Origin of the sequence: uncultured Photobacterium sp., assembly GCF_947502415.1 — a bacterium.
Classification (GTDB): Bacteria; Pseudomonadota; Gammaproteobacteria; order Enterobacterales; family Vibrionaceae; genus Photobacterium.
Map to the genome: position 1 here is coordinate 1 of NZ_CANMZV010000021.1, position 21069 is coordinate 21069.

General features: G+C 49.7%; 24 protein-coding genes and 1 tRNA gene. 7 read left to right on the forward strand and 18 right to left on the reverse strand.

Annotated elements, in window-relative coordinates; genetic code table 11:
* The 4 genes from Q0852_RS18365 to mutY all read right to left on the reverse strand — a co-directional run bounded on the left by Q0852_RS18365 (window position 1) and on the right by mutY (window position 2895).
* Window positions 1-76, reverse strand: a tRNA-Phe gene (locus tag Q0852_RS18365).
* Window positions 77-205: 129 nt separating this feature from the next.
* A complete protein-coding gene (gene mltC, locus Q0852_RS18370) occupies window positions 206-1339 on the reverse strand; it encodes a membrane-bound lytic murein transglycosylase MltC (RefSeq protein WP_299020456.1) in 1134 nt (377 codons plus the stop codon).
* A gap of 110 nt (window positions 1340-1449) precedes the next feature.
* Window positions 1450-1722 (reverse strand): oxidative damage protection protein, encoded by a 273-nt coding sequence (locus Q0852_RS18375; protein ID WP_075763156.1) that lies wholly within the window; start codon window positions 1720-1722, stop codon window positions 1450-1452.
* Between the two features lie 108 nt (window positions 1723-1830).
* A complete protein-coding gene (gene mutY, locus Q0852_RS18380) occupies window positions 1831-2895 on the reverse strand; it encodes an A/G-specific adenine glycosylase (protein WP_299020463.1) in 1065 nt (354 codons plus the stop codon).
* 170 nt (window positions 2896-3065) lie between these two features.
* Here mutY and trmB point away from each other — a divergent pair, with 170 nt between their 5' ends.
* The 4 genes from trmB (at window position 3066) to Q0852_RS18400 (ending at window position 5269) form a co-directional block, all read left to right on the forward strand.
* On the forward strand, window positions 3066-3803 hold the full coding sequence (gene trmB, locus Q0852_RS18385; protein ID WP_299020466.1) for a tRNA (guanosine(46)-N7)-methyltransferase TrmB: 738 nt from the start codon (window positions 3066-3068) through the stop codon (window positions 3801-3803).
* 107 nt (window positions 3804-3910) lie between these two features.
* Window positions 3911-4831, forward strand: coding sequence for a glutaminase B (gene glsB / locus Q0852_RS18390; RefSeq protein WP_299020468.1), 921 nt, complete (start codon window positions 3911-3913; stop codon window positions 4829-4831).
* A 49-nt stretch (window positions 4832-4880) separates the two neighbouring features.
* Window positions 4881-5078 (forward strand): hypothetical protein, encoded by a 198-nt coding sequence (locus Q0852_RS18395; RefSeq protein WP_299020471.1) that lies wholly within the window; start codon window positions 4881-4883, stop codon window positions 5076-5078.
* Window positions 5079-5089: 11 nt separating this feature from the next.
* Complete coding sequence (locus tag Q0852_RS18400) at window positions 5090-5269, forward strand: hypothetical protein (RefSeq protein WP_299020473.1); 180 nt, start codon at window positions 5090-5092, stop codon at window positions 5267-5269.
* A gap of 76 nt (window positions 5270-5345) precedes the next feature.
* Here the strand turns inward: Q0852_RS18400 and hemW are convergent, their stop codons facing one another.
* The 7 genes from hemW to Q0852_RS18435 form a co-directional block, all read right to left on the reverse strand.
* Window positions 5346-6506 carry a radical SAM family heme chaperone HemW gene (gene hemW / locus Q0852_RS18405; RefSeq protein WP_299020476.1) on the reverse strand — a complete coding sequence of 387 codons (1161 nt, stop codon included), beginning with the start codon at window positions 6504-6506 and terminating at the stop codon, window positions 5346-5348.
* Window positions 6506-7099: an XTP/dITP diphosphatase gene (locus Q0852_RS18410; RefSeq protein ID WP_299020478.1), complete on the reverse strand. Its 594-nt coding sequence runs from the start codon at window positions 7097-7099 to the stop codon at window positions 6506-6508. The genes hemW and Q0852_RS18410 overlap by 1 nt, the downstream gene beginning before the upstream one ends.
* 174 nt (window positions 7100-7273) lie before the next feature.
* On the reverse strand, window positions 7274-7702 hold the full coding sequence (locus Q0852_RS18415) for a DUF4426 domain-containing protein (RefSeq protein WP_299020480.1): 429 nt from the start codon (window positions 7700-7702) through the stop codon (window positions 7274-7276).
* A 162-nt stretch (window positions 7703-7864) separates the two neighbouring features.
* Complete coding sequence (yggU, locus tag Q0852_RS18420; protein ID WP_299020482.1) at window positions 7865-8164, reverse strand: DUF167 family protein YggU; 300 nt, start codon at window positions 8162-8164, stop codon at window positions 7865-7867.
* Window positions 8161-8718 (reverse strand): YggT family protein, encoded by a 558-nt coding sequence (locus Q0852_RS18425; protein ID WP_299020485.1) that lies wholly within the window; start codon window positions 8716-8718, stop codon window positions 8161-8163. The genes yggU and Q0852_RS18425 overlap by 4 nt, the downstream gene beginning before the upstream one ends.
* 9 nt (window positions 8719-8727) lie before the next feature.
* Window positions 8728-9546 carry a pyrroline-5-carboxylate reductase gene (gene proC / locus Q0852_RS18430; RefSeq protein ID WP_299020488.1) on the reverse strand — a complete coding sequence of 273 codons (819 nt, stop codon included), beginning with the start codon at window positions 9544-9546 and terminating at the stop codon, window positions 8728-8730.
* 81 nt (window positions 9547-9627) lie between these two features.
* Window positions 9628-10338: a YggS family pyridoxal phosphate-dependent enzyme gene (locus tag Q0852_RS18435; protein WP_299020489.1), complete on the reverse strand. Its 711-nt coding sequence runs from the start codon at window positions 10336-10338 to the stop codon at window positions 9628-9630.
* Window positions 10339-10361: 23 nt separating this feature from the next.
* On the opposite strand from Q0852_RS18435, the gene Q0852_RS18440 reads away from it, so the two are divergent.
* The gene (locus Q0852_RS18440; RefSeq protein WP_299020492.1) at window positions 10362-11399 is read left to right on the forward strand and encodes a type IV pilus twitching motility protein PilT; all 1038 of its coding nucleotides are present in this window, start codon (window positions 10362-10364) and stop codon (window positions 11397-11399) included.
* Window positions 11400-11433: 34 nt separating this feature from the next.
* Window positions 11434-12540, forward strand: a complete 1107-nt coding sequence (locus tag Q0852_RS18445) for a PilT/PilU family type 4a pilus ATPase (RefSeq protein WP_299020495.1) — start codon at window positions 11434-11436, stop codon at window positions 12538-12540.
* Window positions 12541-12811: 271 nt separating this feature from the next.
* On the opposite strand, the gene ruvX is transcribed toward Q0852_RS18445, so the two are convergent.
* The 7 genes from ruvX to metK form a co-directional block, all read right to left on the reverse strand.
* Window positions 12812-13240, reverse strand: a complete 429-nt coding sequence (ruvX, locus tag Q0852_RS18450; RefSeq protein ID WP_299020499.1) for a Holliday junction resolvase RuvX — start codon at window positions 13238-13240, stop codon at window positions 12812-12814.
* Window positions 13237-13806 (reverse strand): YqgE/AlgH family protein, encoded by a 570-nt coding sequence (locus Q0852_RS18455; RefSeq protein WP_299020502.1) that lies wholly within the window; start codon window positions 13804-13806, stop codon window positions 13237-13239. Before Q0852_RS18455 ends, ruvX begins: the two co-directional genes overlap by 4 nt.
* A gap of 155 nt (window positions 13807-13961) precedes the next feature.
* Window positions 13962-14909: a glutathione synthase gene (gene gshB, locus Q0852_RS18460; RefSeq protein ID WP_299020505.1), complete on the reverse strand. Its 948-nt coding sequence runs from the start codon at window positions 14907-14909 to the stop codon at window positions 13962-13964.
* 20 nt (window positions 14910-14929) lie between these two features.
* A complete protein-coding gene (rsmE, locus tag Q0852_RS18465) occupies window positions 14930-15661 on the reverse strand; it encodes a 16S rRNA (uracil(1498)-N(3))-methyltransferase (RefSeq protein WP_299020508.1) in 732 nt (243 codons plus the stop codon).
* A gap of 214 nt (window positions 15662-15875) precedes the next feature.
* Window positions 15876-16580 carry a deoxyribonuclease I gene (gene endA / locus Q0852_RS18470; protein WP_299020511.1) on the reverse strand — a complete coding sequence of 235 codons (705 nt, stop codon included), beginning with the start codon at window positions 16578-16580 and terminating at the stop codon, window positions 15876-15878.
* 136 nt (window positions 16581-16716) lie between these two features.
* On the reverse strand, window positions 16717-17196 hold the full coding sequence (locus tag Q0852_RS18475; protein ID WP_299020629.1) for a SprT family zinc-dependent metalloprotease: 480 nt from the start codon (window positions 17194-17196) through the stop codon (window positions 16717-16719).
* A gap of 149 nt (window positions 17197-17345) precedes the next feature.
* The gene (gene metK / locus Q0852_RS18480) at window positions 17346-18500 is read right to left on the reverse strand and encodes a methionine adenosyltransferase (protein WP_299020513.1); all 1155 of its coding nucleotides are present in this window, start codon (window positions 18498-18500) and stop codon (window positions 17346-17348) included.
* Window positions 18501-18901: 401 nt separating this feature from the next.
* Here metK and tkt point away from each other — a divergent pair, with 401 nt between their 5' ends.
* A complete protein-coding gene (tkt, locus tag Q0852_RS18485; protein WP_299020515.1) occupies window positions 18902-20914 on the forward strand; it encodes a transketolase in 2013 nt (670 codons plus the stop codon).
* Window positions 20915-21069: the final 155 nt, after the last annotated feature.

Consider the following 21069-nt stretch of genomic DNA (forward strand, 5'->3'; position numbering starts at 1 on the left):
TGGTGCCTCGAGGCGGAATCGAACCACCGACACGAGGATTTTCAATCCTCTGCTCTACCGACTGAGCTATCGAGGCAACGGAGCGCTATTAAACGGGTTTTCCGCGTTTTCGTCAACTACTTTTTTAATAAAAATGATTTCGGAATGCCTGCTTGCTTGCTTTTTGAACGTTACGGGCGTTTGCGGCTATTCCTTTGTCATTCCTTTAGATTTTTCCCTGATTAAACTCTTTCTGGAAGTTGGTGACTTTCTGTAAATAGCGCCTTGCTTCTGCTTTAGGGTGCTTGTTGGTCAGCGCCCAGTAAACCTGGTTTGGTTTCAGGCGATTAATATCATTCATAGCCCGCTTGCGATTGCTGTGGAACGTTTTCAGCACTCCGCCGGTACCGCCGTTATAGGCGGAAATCATACTGTACTGTAGCGACAGCGGATCGCGAACGCCTTTAAGGTAGCGATTTTGCAATATGTAAAAATACGCGGTGCCTGTATCGATATTTTTAGCCGGGTCAAACAGGTATTGCGGTGACGGTTTACCGGATTTCTTCTTAACCAGCTTAAACACGTCTGCGCCTGCGGTGTTCGGTACCACCTGCATCAGACCGTAGGCATTGGCATGGCTGACGGCATAAGGGTTGAAGCTGCTCTCTGTTTTGATGATTGCGTAGATTAGATCTTCTGAAATACCATATCGGCGCGAGGCATCACGTACTATGTTGGCATATTTGTAACTACGTTTGTTGACGTGATCAGCCACCATCGGGATCTCGACATAATATGCTTGCTGGTAACGGATCTTTCGTTTCTTCAGTTTGCTGTTGATAAGGTAGTCGGCAAACTTATTAGCCCGCCAGGACCATTCGACAGGTTTGCCTTCCTGATCCAGCACCTGACCATAAAGGAAAGGTTTGCCGTTGAGCTCGATAGCTGAGTCGGAATACAGGTCAACTCCAGCCGGATTGTCCGGCGTCAGCAGGGTCGTGGTAATGGCTTCTTTAAGGTGCTTTTCCGGCTCGGTGGTGGCCACTGTTTCGACAATGACGACCCCTCGGACGAAATCAACATGGGCACGGCTAAGGTAGCCGTCGGTATATTTGACGTACTGGCGTTTGCTGGCAACAAGGGAATCCTGGTCGCCCCAATAGCGTTTAACCTTGCCGTTGAAGCTATTCATCAGGCGGTCAAGGGCAGCAGCATCTTTGGTAAACTGCCCCGGCAGCGGAGCAAGGTTTTTGGCAAAGCGGTTGGTCGCGGTGTAGTCGACATCATAGAATTTTTCGACAATCTCACGGCTGCATCCGCTGAGCAGAAGCAGTGACAATAAAAGCGCGCGTTTTTTCATAATTCCCAGTAAAAAAAGACATCACTTGTAGTTCGCAAATGATGTCAGTTTCTGTCTCTCCGGGTAAAGACTATTACACCGGAAGATGAATAAATCGTGAAGTCAGGGGGTTATTCGCTTGGCGGAGTATAGCCGTCGATGATAACGTCCTGGCCTTCGAACAAGAAGTTCACCATTTCTGTTTCCAGCAGCTTGCGGTGCTCCGGATCCATCATGTTGAGTTTCTTTTCATTGATTAGCATGGTTTGTTTTCCTTGCCACTCGGCCCAGGCTTCCTTCGATATATTATCGAAAATACGCTTGCCCAGTTCGCCAGGGTAAAGCTGGAAATCCAAACCTTCTGCTTCTTTTTTCAGACGAGCACAAAATACTGTACGGCTCATTGAGTGGCTCCTTCAATTTTAATCGTCATCAATACGCTGCTAGTTATACCAGAGAGCTGCGGCCGCTTCTAGATTTCACGAGGAAAGGACAAGAGCGACCAAGTGTCGTCAATCTCTCTTCAATTCATAGTGCAGGCTGTCAAGTATTTGCTGCACCGGGGCGGCTAGGCCGACCTTGGGCGGCTGGTTAAGGTTATACCATTGCCCTTTGTCTGACTCCTGCACCATATTTGGTAGCTCTTCGAGTCGGAACAGTACCGGTACAATATCGAGGTGATAGTGGCTGAACGTATGGCGGAAGGCATTGAGCTGTTCCGATGCTCGGATAAGTGTGGTCGAGCTGCCAAGGCGCTGTTCGACAATTGCGTCAATATCCTGGTGATCATGTTGCGGGAAACACCACAGGCCGCCCCAGATCCCAGTTGGTGGTCGCTGCTCCAGCCAGACTTCTTCGCCGCACTGGAAAATAGCGAACCAGGCCTGTTTTTCCGGCATGGTTTTTTTAGGCTTCTTGCCCGGAAAATCCAGTTGGCGTTGCTGGGCTTTGGCCTGGCAGATATCGGTTACCGGGCATAGTTCGCATTTAGGCTTGCTGCGGGTGCAGATCATCGCTCCCATGTCCATCATCGCCTGGTTGTAACGCTCGACCCCGTCTGCGGGAGTATTGGTTTCGGCGATTTGCCACAAGGCATTTTCAACCGCTTTCTTGCCTGGCCAGCCTTCGATGGCATAGCAGCGCGAAAGAGTACGTTTTACGTTGCCATCAAGGATCGGATGATGCTGTTTAAGGGACAGCGATAATACGGCACCGGCCGTGGAGCGCCCGATCCCCGGTAGCGCAATTACCTGTTCTATGTCAGTTGGGAATTCGCCGCCGTATTCAGAGACAATCATTTGTGCAGCCTTGTGCAGGTTACGAGCCCGGGCGTAGTAACCCAGCCCGGTCCACAGGTGCAGAACTTCATCTTGTTCGGCGGCGGCAAGATCCCGGACTGTAGGGAAACGATCCATAAAGCGCTCGAAATACGGAATAACGGTGGCTACCTGGGTTTGCTGAAGCATGATCTCGGAGAGCCACACTTTGTATGGTGTCTTGTTGAGCTGCCAGGGTAGCGTTTTACGGCCAAATTTGTCGTACCACGCTAAAATGGCTTCAGAGAAGGTATTGGTCACAGAAATTAGCTCACTTTACTGACAAGCTTTAAAAGCGTGCCGTTATGATAATTTTTGTGCTGATTGCACCACAAACTGACGGCTGTCGCAAACGACGGACTTGCACTTAAGCTGTAACTTTGGATAATGCCGACGCTTAGTTTTTATTCTTTTCTAGTTTAGGTAATACGATGAGCGAAGTTTCAAAGACCTCAGGCGAAGTTACAATGTCTGAATTTACCGAAGACGGCAAACTGGTACGTAAAATTCGTAGCTTTGTTCGTCGTGAGGGCCGTTTGACCAAAGGCCAGGAGTTGGCTTTAGATAACAATTGGCCAACCATGGGTATCGATTTCGCTCAGCAGATGCTGGACTGGAAAGAAGTCTATAACCGCGAAGCTCCAGTTGTGCTGGAAATTGGTTTTGGCATGGGTGCTTCTTTTGTTGAAATGGCAAAGAATGCACCAGAGAAGAACTACATCGGTATTGAAGTGCACAGCCCTGGTGTAGGTGCATGTCTGATGGGCGCTGAAGAAGCTAGCCTGACTAACCTACGCGTAATGTGCCATGATGCGGTTGAAGTATTTGACCATATGATCCCGGACGGTAGCCTGGATATGGTTCAGTTGTTCTTCCCTGACCCATGGCATAAGGCTCGTCACCACAAACGCCGTATCGTTCAGCCTGAATTTGCTGAAATGGTACGTAAGAAGCTGAAGATTGGCGGCATTTTCCACATGGCGACAGACTGGGAAAACTATGCTGAGCACATGGTTGAAGTTATGAATGCTGCGCCTGGTTACCGCAATACGGCAACTGATGGTGATTATATTCCGCGTCCGGAAGATCGCCCGCTAACTAAATTTGAAGCACGTGGACATCGTTTGGGTCACGGTGTGTGGGATATGAAGTTCGAACGAACTGAATAATTTTCCTCTGGCAGGGCTTTGTTTGATAGCCCCCAGTCAGACAGCGTCAAATGTAATTTAGAAGAAGCCAACCTCGTGTTGGCTTTTTTAGCCTTGGAGAAAAAATAATGAAGCCAACAGAAACGTTGCTTAACGAGATTTTAGATGAAGTCAGGCCCTTGATTGGTAAGGGTAAAGTTGCTGACTATATCCCGGCATTGGCAGAAGTTTCGGCCAATAAGCTCGGTATCGCTGTATGTTACAACGATGGTGAAGTTATTCAGGCGGGAGACAGCGAGGAGAGGTTCTCGATCCAGTCTATCTCTAAGGTACTGAGCCTGACACTGGCAATGACCTTATATCAGCCGGAGGAAATCTGGAAGCGGGTAGGTAAGGAGCCATCAGGGCATGCCTTCAACTCCATGATCCAGCTTGAAATGGAAAATGGTATTCCGCGTAATCCGTTTATTAATGCCGGAGCTTTGATTGTTTCTGATCTGCTGCATAGCCGCTTGTCGGCACCGCAATACCGGATGCTTGAGTTGGTTCGTGAATTGGCCTGTGATCCGCATATTGTTTACGATAAGCTAGTGGCTGCATCTGAAATGCAGCACAGTGACCGTAATGCCTCTATTGCCTACCTGATGCGCTCTTTTGGTAACTTCGAGAACGAAGTTATGCCGGTGCTGACCAACTATTTCAGTTACTGTGCGCTGAAGATGAGCTGTGTCGACTTGGCGAGGACATTTAGCTACCTGGCAAATAAAGGGCTTCCTTTAGGCGCAAAAAAAACAATTATCAGCCAGACTCAGAGTAAGCAAATCAATGCCCTGCTTGCGACCTGTGGTCTTTATGACGGTGCCGGTGAATTTGCCTATCGGGTTGGTATGCCGGGCAAGTCTGGTGTAGGTGGCGGCATTGTCGCGATTGTTCCGGGCGAGATGTCTATTGCGGTTTGGTCTCCGGAGCTGGATCCATCCGGAAACTCTCTGGCGGGAACCGCAGCATTGGAATTACTGGCTGAGCGGATAGGCCGCTCGATTTTCTAAAGGGACTGCCTGTATGGCTTAGGTTGTTCCCGATCGTTTAGGGATGCCTATGTCGTTACGTGTTAATTGTTATATTTTCCCCCTGCTGGGGCTTATGATGTCTGCCGGAGGCCAGGCAGTTCAGGAGCTTCAGTGCCAGCCGAAATGGCACAATGCCATGAGCCTTGATGACGGGACGCTTAATCTCGACCGTTTAAGATCGAATCATCAGGCCAGCTCTTCTTTGGCGTTCACAAGGTTAAACTGAATGATCAGCAGATGGCAGTGTTAGCAGATTACCATCGCCTGATGCTTGATGATTTGCCTTATGCTCTTTCTCACTCTCAGCTGATTGATAATGAGCTTTGCGATAGGGTTGCTACTCGCCAGGCAAAAGAAAATGAGATCCAATCTCTGATCCCTGCACTTAAGCGTTGGCAAAGCGTAACGTTGGAGTGAGCTTAGATGTGAGGGTGGTGAAAGGAATCGTGAAAGAGGCATGATTTTAAAACCTTGCCTCTTATTATTTGTTTTTTTATTCGTCTTCTTCCACAAACGCAGCCAGCAGATCGTTAAGGAACAGTTTGCCGTGTTCGGTGATCTGCCACTTATCGTCTTGGTCTTCCAGATAGTTTAGGTTGATAGCCCAGTCAATTGATGACTCGATTGCACTAAGTGGCAGGCCCGTACGTTCGATAAAGTCCTTCTTCGGAAACGATTCCAACAGGCGGAAACGGTTCATGAAAAACTCAAATGGCCGTTCGCTGTTTTCGACTTGAGTTTCCTGATCCAGGTAGGGCTTCTCCGGGTTCAGGTAGCCGCGCGGATGTTTCACCTTGACTGTACGGGTAATTGTGCCGTCGGCAAAACTGATTTTTCCGTGGGATCCGCAGCCAATTCCCAGGTAGTCACCAAAACGCCAGTAGTTGAGGTTGTGGCGGCATTGCTTACCGGGTTTGCTGTAGCCAGAGATCTCGTATTGCACGTAGCCTGCTTCTGTTAGCAACTTATGGCCCTGCTCGAAGATATCCCATAGGTCATCATCGTCCGGCAGAGTCGGCGGCTTGGAGTAAAACAGGGTGTTCGGCTCGATAGTCAGCTGGTACCACGACAGGTGTGGCGGGTTGAGTGCGATTGCCTGTTGCAGGTCTGACAGGGCATCCTCGATGGATTGATCCGGCAGGCCGTGCATTAAATCAACATTAAAGCTGTTTAAGCCAGCTTCGGTGGCGAGCTGAGCTGCACGGATTGCTTCGTCGCAGCCATGGATTCGGCCAAGGCGTTTTAATTTTTCGTCCTGGAAGCTCTGGATCCCGATGGAGATCCGGTTAACCCCGACCTCGCGGTAGGCGTTGAAGCGTCCGGCTTCCACCGTGCCTGGGTTAGCTTCCATGGTAATTTCGATATCAGGGCTGAATGGGATCCGCGCTTCGATAGCCTGTAGCAGGCGGCCAATTTCTTCCGGCGAGATCAGGCTTGGCGTGCCACCACCAATAAAGATTGAATGAAGCGGACGGTAGCCGTTTTCCAGCTGGTAGGCGGCCAGATCAGTCTCCAAATCGTCAATGAGGGCATCAATATAGTCGAGTTCGGGAATGTCCGTCTTCAACGCATGCGAATTGAAGTCGCAGTACGGGCATTTCTGTACACACCAGGGGATGTGGACATACAAGCTTAGTGGTGGTGGAACTAGCATTAGACGTCCTTCAGGGCGGCAAATAGTTGTTTCAGTGCCTTGCCACGGTGAGACAGCTGTTTTTTGCGCACAGACTCAAGCTCGGCAGATGCACACTGCTCTTCAGGTACCCAGAAGATAGGATCGTAGCCAAAGCCATTTTCGCCGTGGGCTTCAGTCAGGATACTGCCTTCCCATGTGCCATGGCAAACCAGCGGGGTTGGGTCATTTTCATGACGCATCATCACCAGTACGCAGTGGAAACGGGCTGTGCGCTGTTCTGCCGGCACACCTTCCATTTCTTTCAGTAGTTTTTCCAGGTTTTGCTGGTCACTGGCATCTTCCCCGGCAAAGCGGGCAGAGTAGATACCTGGCGCACCTTTGAGGAAGTCTACCTCCAGGCCTGAGTCGTCAGCAATCGCAGGCAGGCCGGTTTCCTTCGCCGCATGACGAGCTTTGATAATGGCATTTTCAATGAAAGTGGTGCCGGTTTCGGCAACAGATGAAACATTGTAATCGCTTTGTGCCACAACATCGAAACCAAAGTCTGCAAGCAGGCTTGCCATCTCTTTTACTTTGCCCTGATTGCCAGTGGCCAGTACTAGTTTGCTCATCGTTGTTCCTCGGTGAGTCCGCAAGGACTGATAATAATGGTGCGCTATGATAATACCAATCTCTGCTGGTCTCCACCTTGTTGGGAGGCTGTTACCTTGAGATGTTTATAGGGGAATATGTAAAGGGGAGCAGATAGGCTCCCCTTCTGAAGTATCTAAGTATCTGGCGATAGGTTAATCGACGTAGAAGGTTTGCTTGAAAGCAATTTGCCCGTTGGTGCCGTTGCGGGTGATATCAATGGTGAAACTGAAACTCTCTTCATTGGCATGGTTCAACTCGGCCAGGTAATAAATGGCTTCTCCTTCACGGACTTCGCGAAAGGTGAGGTTTTTGATAGTTCCGAGCAGGTTTTTTGCTTGTCCGGACAAGGCGGCAGGGACTGCAGGGTTGCCTTCTTGGCTTTTGTCCAGCACGGTAACGTTGACGATCGCTGAGTAGCGGCTACGTTGGATACGGTAAGTGCTGGCGATTTCCGGGGTCAGAAATGTTGAAGGAAAACTGGAATAGTGGACTTCGAGGTTACCGATATTTTTCAGCTGTTCAGCGTGAACGGGGAGTGCAGCAAACAGTAATGCCGATAATAAATATAAGATACGAGTCATGATTTTATCCTTCTGGATACACACCGGTACCAATATGCCCCTGATAACCCGGCGGTTATTAAATTCCTTTTAGTATAGCTAGTGGCGGTTGTTAGTTGTTTGTAGTTGATAGTCGATAGTATCAGCCCGGCCAAAGGCCGGGCTGAGTGGTTTTTTTGAGCTTCAGGCTGAAAGCAGTTCCGAAACCACCTGCGGGATTTCGCGTGGGCTTTCGATTCTGACTTGTTTGTGGCGGCCTAACTCACCTTTTTCGATCACCACTTGTCCCTTGGCAACGCGAAACTGTTTGGACAGAAATTTACCCAGATGGGCATTGGCTTTGCCGTCGACCGGTGGGGCTGTAATCGCTATCTTCAGTTCATCTCCGTGCAGGCCGACGATCTGATCGCGGCTCGCTTTGGGTTGGATATAAAGGCGGATCACTAAATCGTCGCCACTTTGGCTTACAGCATTTTGGCTCATAGCTGATACCAGATTGGGCCGATCAAGTCACCCATCAGGATGTTGGCAAACTGAAGGCCGATAAACAGAACGATCACACTCAGATCCAGTCCACCCATTGCAGGAATGAAGCGGCGGATTGGGGCGGTCATCGGTTCGGTCAACTGATGCATAACGTATTCAACCGGGCTGCGTCCCTGGCTGACCCAGCTCAGGATCGCGCGAAGTAGTAGTACCCAGAAGATTAGGCCACCAGCAGCTTTAAGCAGAGAAAGGCCTCCTACCCATAAGAAATCGATACTAAAGGCCATGTTGCCGCCAGTCAGAGCCAGTTGCAGCAGGACAAATTTGGTAATACTCAGTACATAGGCAAAGAGCAGCGTCGCCAGATCCAGCGAGCCAATCGAAGGGATGATACGACGTAGAGGGCCGACTACCGGCTGGGTTGCCTTAACAATGAACTGGGAGAACGGGTTATAGAAATCCGCTCGTGCCCATTGGAGCCAGATTCGCAGCAAGACGACCATGATGTAGAGGTCGAACAGAGTACTGATTAAGAAACCAATTGAATTCATAACTAAACCTTAAAATAATTTTTCCATTTCTTCAGCGCGGGAAACTGCGGCACGCATTGCTTTTGCTACGGTATCACTAAGTTGATGTTCGTTAAATGTCCGTATCGCTTCTGCGGTGGTTCCGCCCTTGGAGGTCACTTGCTCGCGCAGGGTTGCAAGATCGGTTTCCGGGTTGGCAATGACCATTGCCGCCGCCCCAGCGGCTGACTGTTGAACCAGCTGCCGGGCTGTCTGCGGGTCAAAACCTTGCTTGATGGCTTCTTCCTGCATCGCTTCCATAAACAGGAAGAAGTAGGCTGGTGCGCTGCCAGCTGCCGCTATAATACCGTTAATTCCTGCTTCTTTCTCTACCCAGCAAACCTCGCCGACAGCTTGCATCAAGTTTTCGGAAAAAGTTTTGTCTGCTTCGGTGATGGCTGTCGCGGCATACATACCACTCATTCCTTTACCAACCAGGGATGGGGTATTGGGCATAACACGAACCAAGTTTAATTTTGTATTCAGCATTTCATTCAGGCGCTGGGCTGAAATACCGGCTGCGATTGAAATCACCAGTTTGCCACTAAAATCGAGTACCTGTAGCGGGCGGCAAGCTTCTTCCATCAGTTGGGGTTTGACGGCCAGTACGATAACCTCGGCCAGCTCAGCAGCCCGCAGGTTGTCGTCACTGGTGTGGATACCGTAGTCGCGGGCTAGTGGCTCGCGACGTGCAGGGCCAGGAGCTGTTGCGGTGATTTTATCCGGACTGTAGCCGCTGGACACCAGTCCGGCGATGATTGAGCGGGCCATATTGCCGGCACCGATAAAAGCGATTGAACGTTGTTCCATGTTAAATCCTTGTGTTGATAGCGCCGAGTTTTCGAGCGGGCAGCAATTCCCGTCGATGTTACGTGAAACTCGTCTGCGTCCTTATTGTTTGTTGCTGTAATCCCTGGCACCGAAAATTGCAGTACCAATGCGGACGATTGTACTGCCGGCTGCAATGGCTGCTTCCATATCGCCGCTCATCCCCATTGATAAAGTATCGAGCTGGGGGTGTTTGCTTTGCAGGGCATGCTGGGCGTCGGCTAACGCCTTGAATGCGGCGTACTGGCTGTCATAATCATCGGCTTTTTGCGGGATTGACATCAGGCCCCGCAGCACCAGGTTCGGCATTGCGGCAATTTCGTCTGCCAGTGCTTCCAGTTCATTAAAGGTGATACCGGACTTGCTGGCTTCAGCGCTGGTGTTGACCTGTAGCAATATATTCAATGGTGGTAACTCTGCCGGACGTTGCTCGCTCAGGCGACGGGCGATCTTGGCACGGTCGATAGAGTGTACCCAGTCGAAATGCTCGGCGATCTGTCGGGTTTTGTTTGACTGGATAGGGCCGATGAAGTGCCAGCTCAGCTGAGTGGCTTGCTTGCTGGCGGCAAAATGCTGGACCTTTTCGACCCCTTCCTGGACATAGTTTTCACCGAATGCGAACTGCCCCGCAGCAATGGCTTCTTTGATTGCTGTAATTGGTTTCGTTTTGCTGACCGCCAGTAGTTGCACGGAATCGGCTGTTCGACCGCATTTTTCGGTCGCTGAGGTTATCTGGGAGATGACCTGTTCAATATTTTGTTTGATACTACTCATAATTGATTCTGTGGGGAAAATTTATGGATATCACTGAACTACTGGACTTTAGTGTAAAGCATAATGCCTCTGATCTGCACCTTTCTGCAGGTGTTCCGCCAATGATCAGGGTAGATGGTGATGTAAGGAAACTCAGTTTGCCGGCTTTGGAGCATGGCGAGGTGCATCGGCTGGTCTTTGACATTATGAATGATGCCAAGCGTAGGGAGTACGAGGAGAGGATGGAAGTCGACTTTTCCTTTGAGCTGCCACAGGTAGGCCGTTTTCGTGTCAATGCGTTCCAGCAGTCCCGCGGAGCCGCAGCGGTGTTCCGGACTATTCCGATCAATATACCGACCCTGGAATCACTTAATGTGCCTGAGGTGTTCTATCAGATAGCCCAAAGTCAGCGTGGCCTGGTGCTGGTGACCGGCGCAACTGGTTCGGGTAAGTCGACCACTATTGCTGCGCTGGTTGACTACATTAATGAGAACTACAACCGCCATATTTTGACCATTGAAGATCCGGTGGAGTTTGTTCATGAAGGTAAACGCTGCCTGATCAACCAACGGGAAGTGCACCGTGATACCCACAGTTTCCATAATGCGTTGCGCTCTTCGTTACGTGAAGATCCGGACGTGATTGTTGTGGGTGAGCTAAGGGATAAGGAAACCATCAGCTTGGCGCTGACAGCGGCTGAAACCGGTCACCTAGTGCTGGGGACTCTGCATACCAGCTCGGCAGCTAAAACGGTCGATCGGATCATTGATGTCTTTCCGGGCAATGATAAGGCGATGGTACGCTCTATGCTGTCAGAGTCACTGCGTGCGGTGGTATCGCAGAACCTGCTAAAGTGCATTAGCGGTGGTCGGGTGGCAGCTCATGAAGTGATGATGGCGACTCCTGCAATCCGTAACTTGATCCGGGAAGATAAAGTGGCGCAGATGTATTCGGTGATCCAGACAGGGTCAGCAATGGGAATGCAGACGATGGAGCAGAGTGTCAAAATGCTGGTCGCACAGGGACAGGTTGAAGCAGAGGAAGGTCGCCGGGTTGTTGATAGCGCCTATGTTCAGCTGTAAGTAAAACTCCGTAACAGAGTAATAAGGAACGAAGATGAATTTACAACAGATCCTTCAGGAAATGGTGCGATGCAAAGCATCGGATCTGTATATTACCGTGGATGCACCTTGCCTGCTTCGGATTGACGGAAACCTGCAGCCGCTGGGCGATACGCTTGATCGCAGGGCGGTTGATCGTCTGTTTGAAGAAACGATGGATGGTGAACTCAAGCAAGAGTTTATCTCTACCCGCGAGGCCAACTTTGCTTTGGTTCGGGACGAGTGGCGTTTTCGTGTCAGTGCTTTCTGGCAGCGAGAGTTACCCGGCATGGTGATTCGGCGGATTGAGACTGAAATTCCGGATATCTTCTCGTTGAGTTTGCCTATGGATATGCAGAGGATGGCTCTGGCCAAACGTGGTCTGGTGTTGGTTGTTGGTGCGACCGGTTCGGGTAAGTCAACATCTATGGCGGCGATGACGGGGTTTCGTAATGCCAGCCGTAGTGGTCATATCCTGACGGTCGAAGATCCGATTGAGTTTGTTCATAAGCATGACCGATGTATCGTGACCCAGCGTGAAGTGGGGCTGGACACTGAAAGTTACGAGGTAGCTCTGAAGAATTCGCTGCGCCAGGCTCCTGACATGATTTTGATTGGGGAGATCCGGACGCGGGAAACGATGGAGTATGCAATGAACTTTGCGGAGACCGGACACCTCTGCATGGCCACTTTGCATGCCAATAATGCCAACCAGGCCCTTGAGCGTATTTTGCATCTGGTGCCGAAAGAGCGCCGGGAGCAGTTCTTGTTTGATCTGTCGTTGAACCTGAAATGTATTCTGGCTCAGCAGTTGATCCCGGATGCGCACGGTGTCGGTCGACATGCCGCCTTTGAGCTGCTGCTCAATACGCCACGGGTCTCTGATTTGATCCGTCGTGGTGAGTTACATGAGATCAAGGATGTGATGGCCAAGTCGGGAGAATCCGGAATGATGACTTTTGATCAGTCGTTGTATGATCTGTTTACAGAAGGGAAAATCACAGAGCAGGATGCTTTGCACCATGCGGATTCTGCCAATGATTTGCGCTTGATGATCAAGGTCGGTAACAAAGATCAGCTAGGCAGCAGTACCCTTGATGGGGTTACGTTGAATATGGATTAAATATTTGATTTAAAAGCTTTTAATCTGTTGCTTTAAAATTAATGATCAGCTTGTGGAGCTTTTGGGTTCAATGTGTCCAAAAGCTGTACGGGCTGATCCAGCTAGATCCAAAGCGGGTTTGAACAAGGTATCCTAAGCGCGTGGAAAGTAGTGTCAGCTTTAGGCTGGAAATGTAAGGAAAAGCTGTACAGGAACGAGTTGTGAGGCTGAAGAGGCGTTGTTGTTATTGCTGGAATAACAACACCACCTCTATGAACTTAATATGTGGTTATTATCCGTATTGTTGTTCGAACCAGCTTTCGAGGATCACAACTGCTGACTGGGAGTCTATATTGCCTTTGCTCAGGTTACGGTAGCCGCCGCGTTCAAACAGTTCGGCCCGGGCCTCGGCTGTGCTGAGACGCTCGTCATGAAGCTCAACCTGATAACCGAAACGACCATGCAGGCGGTTGGCAAATTTCTTGGCGCGTGGGGTAATGGCTTTTAGTTCGCCGCCGTGTAGATCTAGCGGTAAGCCAACGACGACAAGATCCGGCTGCCATTCTTTGAGGATTTTTTCGATAGCATCCCAGCACGGGATCCCGTCTTTTGCTTTTAATGCAGCCAGAGGTGTCGCGGTGCCTGTCAGCTCTTGGCCAATCGCAACACCAATGCTTTTGGTGCCGTAATCAAATGCTAATACGCTGCGTGAGTTACTCATGCATGTCCTTTATCGATGGATAGGTGAGCCGAACTGATACCTAGCTGGGCAATGGCTTTGTCCCTGCGCTCGCAGATCGGTGTGTTAAAGACAACATCGGGGTCGGCCTTCGTGGTTAGCCACGTATTTTCAGCCATCTCCTGTTCTAATTGACCGGCACCCCAGCCTGCGTAGCCGAGTGCGACGAGAAACTTCTCCGGTGACTCGCTGGTGCCAAGCAGCGGCAGGATATCTTTGGAGGTGGTAACGGATACCGTTTCAGTGATATCGATACTGGAGCTGAACTGGCCTTTGGTTTGGTGTAGGTGAAGGACGAATCCTCGATCTCCGGATACCGGACCACCATTGAAAACCGGTTGTTCAAGGCTTGCCGGATCTTTTAGCGGCAAGTCTCGTTCGATTTCAATTTGTTCAAGCATATTGCCTACAGATATATCGATAGGCAGGTTTATAACGATGCCCATAGCGCCATCGTCATTGTGTTCGCAGATATAAACAACACTACCTTTAAAGTGCGGATCCTGCATGGTGGGCATGGCAACCAGAAAATGATTGGTTAAATTCATTTTGTGCACCTACAACGTATCCTATTACTTACAGTATGCCGACTATTTTTCAGAAATGGTATTAACGCGAAGTTAAGCGCCATCCTCTTGCGGAGTCAGTTAAAAAAACGCAGCCCTGAACAAAAGAAGGGCTGCGTAGATGGATGGTGCAGGGATTAAGCGTTTACGCGGCGCTCGATAGCATCCATCAACTTGCCGGTGATGGAGATATCAAAGGCTGCTTCGATTTCACGGATACAGGTAGGGCTGGTTACGTTAATCTCGGTCAGTTTGTCCCCTATCACGTCAAGGCCGACAAAGATCAGGCCTTTTTCTTTTAGTACCGGAGCGACGGTTTCAGCGATTTTACGGTCAGTTTCGCTGATAGGGCGGGCTTCGCCACGGCCGCCAGCTGCCAGGTTACCGCGGGTTTCGCCTTTGGCCGGGATCCGTGCCAGGCAATATGGAATTGGCTCGCCGTCTACCACCAGGATACGTTTGTCGCCGTTACTGATATCTGGTACGAAGGTTTGCGCCATGCAGTAGTTTTTGCCGTGACTGGTCAGGGTTTCGATGATCACGGACACGTTCGGATCGCCATGCATAACACGGAAAACGGAAGAGCCGCCCATACCGTCGAGGGGTTTCAGGATTACGTCACCGTGTTCTTTGTGGAAAGCCCTGATCTTGTCGGCGCTGCGTGTTACCAGGGTTGTCGGTGTTAATTCCGGGAACCAGGCCGTGAACAGTTTTTCATTGCAATCACGCAGGCTGCGTGGTTCGTTGACGATCAATGCGCCTTCGTTTTCCGCTCGCTCAAGGATATAGGTTGCATAGATGTATTCGGTATCAAATGGTGGATCCTTGCGCATCAGGACTGCGTCCAGATCGGCCAGCGCAATTTCCTGCTCGCTATGGAATTCGAACCAGCCGTTCGGGTCTTCTTTTAGGCTAACGACACGGGTGCGGGCAACCGCTTTGCCTTGCTCCAGTGACAAGTCGTTCATTTCCATATAGTGGATTTCCCAGCCGCGGCGTTGGGCTTCCATCATCATGGCAAAGCTGGAATCTTTTTTGATATTGATAGACTCAATCGGGTCCATCACGATACCCAGTTTGATCATTTCTCTCTCCTAGGGTTTTATTAGCCTAAATCGCCGAAGCGGACTTGCAGAGCTGTGATTGCCGTCATCGCGGTGGTCTCCGTGCGCAGCACGCGTGGGCCAAGTAGGATTTCATCGAATTTGTATTGTTCCGTCATTCCGATTTCTTCAGCAGACAAGCCACCTTCAGGACCAATAAGCAGGCGAACCTTACTAACTGGAGCTGGGAGGGTATTGATTGAATAGGTGGCTCTTGGGTGCAGGTTCAGCTTTAAGCCGTCGTATTTTTCTGCACACCATTCTTCCAGCTTCATGATCGGGCGGATCGTCGGGATGGTGTTGCGGCCGCACTGTTCGCAGGCACTGATGGCGATTTTTTGCCATTGCGCTAATTTTTTTTCGAAACGTTCAGCATTGAGTTTGACACCGCAGCGCTCTGAAATCAGCGGCGTGATGGTATTGACCCCCAGTTCAACAGATTTCTGGATGGTAAATTCCATCTTTTCGCCACGAGAGATCACCTGGCCCAGGTGGATGTCCAGCGGTGACTCGACGTTATGCTCATGGCGAGACTGAATTTCGACTTCTACGCTTTTCTTGCTGGCATTGGTAATGACAGCGGGAAATTCGGCATTGCTACCGTCAAATAGGACCAGTTCTTGGCCGTCTTGCATGCGCATCACACGGCCGACATGGTTAGCCGCATCATCGCTGAGCATAATCTTGCCCTGAGTCGGTAGTGCTTCAGGGTGGTAAATTCGTGGGATTCTCATGGCTATCTCAATAACCTGGTTAGTTTTTATCTCGCATTATTATATCAACATATCAATGGTGGTCGATAATGCGGGTTGCTAGGTAATAGATGGATGCGGGAAGGGATAATTACAAGGCTGGAACAGAAATTTCTTGCTGTCAGGGTATGTTTATTTGCCTGATTGACAGCAACGCCATCTTTGATGGAAGCGTTGCTGTGCTGTAAGTGACTATTTAGTAATTCAGTTGTAGGCAAGCCTGTTCAACATAAGGGTTATGATTGCCCTGGATGTCGGCAATTTTTTGATCGCGGCGGCACTCCCATTTGCTTACAGGATACTGCCTATTCCAGGCTTCCATCAGTTGGCGTTGTTGGCGTGAAAGGCGAAAAGGATATCTGTCGCTCATGTACAGGTATGTGCGGGCAATGGCTCCTCGCGCAGCTGGTGGTGGATCGGCACGGCGCTGTTTGAAGTTAACTTTCATTTCGCATTGGCCGTAATAGGCCCCGCTGTCGTCGTTCCACGGGCGGAAGTTGAAGTTTGAACGATCACCGTTCACTTCACCGATAGCAGGGGTCAGGTTATGCAGGTCCGCTTCCATATGGCGGAATCTGGCGTCTTTGCCGCAGTTTTTCCGCCCGCCGTCCTGCCAGCACTGAAGCTGGTGGCCGAACTGCCAGGCCGGAACGACATGCTCCCATTCGATACGGCTGGCACGGCGCTGCTGTTTGCGAACCTTATAGCCACAGCTTTCCAAATCCGGAATGCCTTTCTTACCCTGCCATTTAATGTCACAGCCACAATAGAAGCTGACCGGGTGTTCCTGATAGATGTTGACGGCAATTTTCTTTGCTTTGCTGAATGAAGTGGGGTGGTCGGCCATTACGGCTGTCGGAAAAAGTAGGCCGATGGTGAGCCATTTTAGAGTGCGCTGCATGTGCTGCCTTATCATTGGAAATTATTCTGATAAGGTTATCACTGAATGTTGTTTTTAGAAGCACTTCACTCTTTTTTATTCTGTAAATTACATGGTGTTACGTATTTTGTACAGAAAACGGAAAATGACGTTGGTTTCAGGCTGCTTTAAGAGGCTGATGGCAGTGCCGGCAATGGTAGACAGCTTGTTTACGCATCACTTTGTTATGGCGCCGGACTGTAAGCTGGTGTTCGCTGCAGCGGCAGTGGTAAAGGAAGGTGGTTCCCTGCACCGATGAGACATCAAAGCTGTGGGTGGTCTTGGCCGGCACGCCAAAAACTTCGGTCATGATGGTCTGCCATTCCTTGCCATGGGGACGAACCTTGCCAAAGAGCTTGAAGGTGATCAGGTGGGCTACCTCGTGGGGGACGACGTCTTCAAGAAAGGCCTGCGGATTTTCTTCCAGCAGTACCGGATTGAAGCGAACTTCCCAGCCTTGCAGGCGAGCACTGCCTGCGATTTTTCCCCCTTGCCTGAAACTGATTGCGGGCATGCAAAAGCGTTTATTAAGCCGGTGGTTGGCATGCTCGATACACTGTTTGACCTTGGCGGTCACCTGGGACTGAAGTGGGGACATAGGTGAAATCTGGTGCTGTTGATGGAGGTGAGAGTATAAATAATTCAGGAGTGAGTGCCTAGACAATCACCGTGTTGTTCTGAGACTAAAAAAGGAAGCCGAAGCTTCCTTTTTTACTATTTATATACGTATCTTATATACGGTATCGCTTATTTTAGTTTAGCGAAGTCGCGTAGTAGCTCAGCCTTGTCAGTTTTTTCCCAAGGGAACTCTTCACGACCGAAGTGACCGTATGCTGCCGTCTTTTGATAGATAGGCTGAAGAAGGTCGAGCATTTCTAGCATGCCGTAAGGGCGCAGATCGAAGTGCTGGCGTACTGCTTCAACAATGATGTCGTGTGCTACTTTCTCGGTACCGAATGTCTCAACCATGATAGATGTTGGATCGGCAACACCGATAGCGTAAGACAGCTGGATTTCACAGCGGTCGGCCATGCCTGCGGCAACGATGTTCTTAGCAACGTAACGCGCAGCATATGCAGCAGAACGGTCAACTTTTGATGGATCTTTACCTGAGAATGCACCGCCACCGTGACGAGCTGCACCACCGTATGTATCAACGATGATTTTACGACCGGTCAGGCCACAATCACCCATTGGGCCACCGATTACGAAACGGCCGGTTGGGTTGATGAAGAACTTGGTTTCTTTGTTCAGCCACTCAGACGGCAGAACAGGCTTGATAATTTCTTCCATTACTGCTTCTTGCAGTACTGGTAGCTCAATGCTGTCACAGTGTTGGGTAGAAAGAACAACTGCATCAATACCAACGATTTTGCCCTGATCATAGGCAAAAGTTACCTGGCTTTTCGCATCAGGGCGTAGCCAAGGCAGGGTGCCGTTCTTGCGTACTTTAGCTTGGCGCTCAACCAGGCGGTGCGCATAAGTGATAGGTGCTGGCATTAGCACGTCTGTTTCGTTGGTTGCGTAACCGAACATGATACCCTGGTCACCTGCACCCATTTCGCGAGGATCTTCGCGGTCAACACCTTGGTTGATATCCGGAGACTGCTTACCGATCGCACTCAGTACCGCACATGAGTTAGCGTCAAAACCCATGTCAGAGTTAACGTAGCCGATTTCGCGCACGGTGTTACGCGTTAATTCTTCGATATCAACCCAAGCAGAAGTGGTAATTTCACCACCGACCATAACCATACCGGTTTTTACGTAGGTCTCACATGCAACACGTGCCTTTGGGTCTTGTTCCAGGATCGCATCCAATACAGCATCAGAGATCTGATCTGCAATTTTATCTGGATGACCTTCTGATACGGACTCAGAAGTAAACAGGTGCTTTGTCATGCGTGCTCTCACTTTTATATTGATGTAGGTTGATATTGGGGCGCTCTTCAGGACAGACAAGTCCTAAATATAATGTATACGGATATACGTTTGAATGTATGGAGCTACCTCCGTCTAGACGTCTATAATACTCACGATTGTTATAAAATCAACATTACGAATATTAAGGATATGGCAGAAACCACAAAGCAAACGATTACCTAGTGAGGGCCTAAGGGCGAATTTTTGCTTTTTGGCGAGTGGTTAGCTTATTGATATCGGACTTATTTTACTGACGAAAACGTTTGCGGTCCGGGGGCAGACTTTGCGACAATACCCGCCCGCTGATTCCTGGTTTATTTGTTGTATGTATATATGGCAGATAACCACCACAAAAAAGTCTACGAATTTTTGGAGCAGACATGTCTTCTCGTAACCATCTTTCAAATAAAGAGCTGGCTAATGCAATCCGTGCCCTGAGCATGGACGGTGTACAGCAGGCAAATTCTGGCCACCCTGGTGCCCCTATGGGTATGGCTGACATCGCTGAAGTATTATGGCGTAGCCACATGAACCACAACCCACAAAACCCGCAGTGGGCTGATCGCGACCGTTTTGTTTTGTCAAACGGCCACGGTTCAATGCTGATTTACTCTCTGCTTCATCTGACTGGTTATGATCTGTCGATTGGTGATCTGAAAAACTTCCGTCAGCTTCATTCTAAAACACCAGGCCACCCAGAATACGGTTATGCACCTGGCGTTGAAACTACGACGGGTCCACTAGGCCAGGGTATTACTAACGCGGTAGGTATGGCGATTGCTGAAAAAGCGATGGCTGACCAGTTCAACCGCGACGGTCACGACATTGTTGACCACTTTACTTATGTATTCATGGGTGATGGCTGCATGATGGAAGGTATCTCGCATGAGGCTTGCTCTCTTGCTGGTACTTTAGGCCTTGGCAAACTCGTTGCCTTCTGGGACGACAATGGCATTTCTATCGACGGTGAAGTTGAAGGTTGGTTCACAGATGACACCGCGAAGCGTTTCGAAGCTTACGGCTGGCACGTTATCCCTGCGGTTGACGGTCACGATTCAGAAGCAATCAACGCTGCTATCGAAGCGGCGAAAGCTGAAACGGGTAAGCCAACACTTATCTGCTGTAAAACAATCATCGGCTTTGGTTCTCCAAACAAAGCAGGTTCTCACGACTGCCACGGTGCACCACTAGGTGCTGAAGAAATTGCCGCAGCCCGTGAATTCCTGGGATGGAACCACGGCCCATTCGAAATCCCGGCAGACGTAGCTGCTGAATGGGATGCGAAAGAAGAAGGTGCAACTAAAGAAGCCGTTTGGGGTGAAAAGTTCGCAGCATATGAAGCGGCATATCCTGAACTAGCGGCAGAATTCAAACGCCGCAGCACTGGTGAGCTACCAGAAAACTGGGAAGAAGCAACGAACGCGATTATTGCAGAGCTTCAGGCTAACCCAGCAAACATCGCTTCCCGTAAAGCCTCTCAAAACGCGCTGGAAGCATTCGGCAAGCTACTACCAGAGTTCATGGGCGGTTCTGCTGACCTTGCGCCATCTAACCTGACTATGTGGTCTGGTTCTAAGTCACTGACAGCTGACGATGCATCAGGTAACTACATCCACTACGGTGTTCGTGAATTCGGGATGACAGCGATCATCAACGGTATTGCCCTGCACGGTGGTTTCGTACCATACGGCGCAACTTTCCTGATGTTCATGGAATACGCACGTAATGCAATGCGTATGGCTGCGCTAATGAAAGTGCAGAACATCCAGGTTTACACTCACGATTCAATCGGTCTGGGTGAAGATGGCCCGACTCACCAGCCTGTAGAGCAAATTTCTTCATTACGTCTGACTCCTAACATGAGCACATGGCGTCCATGTGATCAGGTTGAGTCTGCAGTAGCTTGGAAATTCGCTATCGAGCGTAAAAACGGCCCAACGTCACTGATCTTCTCTCGCCAGAATCTGGCACAGCAGGATCGCAGTGAAGCACAGGTTGCTGATATCGCCAAGGGTGGTTATATCCTGAAAGATTGCGAAGACAAGCCAGAGCTTATCTTGATCGCGACTGGTTCTGAAGTTGAGCTGGCAACAGAAGCGTACGCACAGCTAACCGCTGAAGGCCGTAAGGTTCGCGTTGTTTCTATGCCGGCAACGGATGTATTTGACAAGCAAGATGCGGCTTACCGTGAAGCGGTACTACCATCGGATGTTACTGCTCGTGTTGCAATTGAAGCAGGTATTGCTGATTTCTGGTATAAATACGTTGGTTTTGACGGCCGTATTATCGGTATGACAACTTTCGGTGAATCTGCACCGGCAGGTGAGCTGTTCAAGATGTTCGGTTTTACAACTGAAAACGTTATCGATACGGCGAAAGAGCTACTCGCTTAATTGGTCGTTTTACCTACTTGGTATGACGATTTATTTCGATGTATGAAAAAAAGACCTCATTAAGAGGTCTTTTTTTGCTTAAAATGCGACATACATCACTTGTTTTCCACATAACCTTAGCCGAAGTTAGTGATGTTTTCATTATTCATCTTATT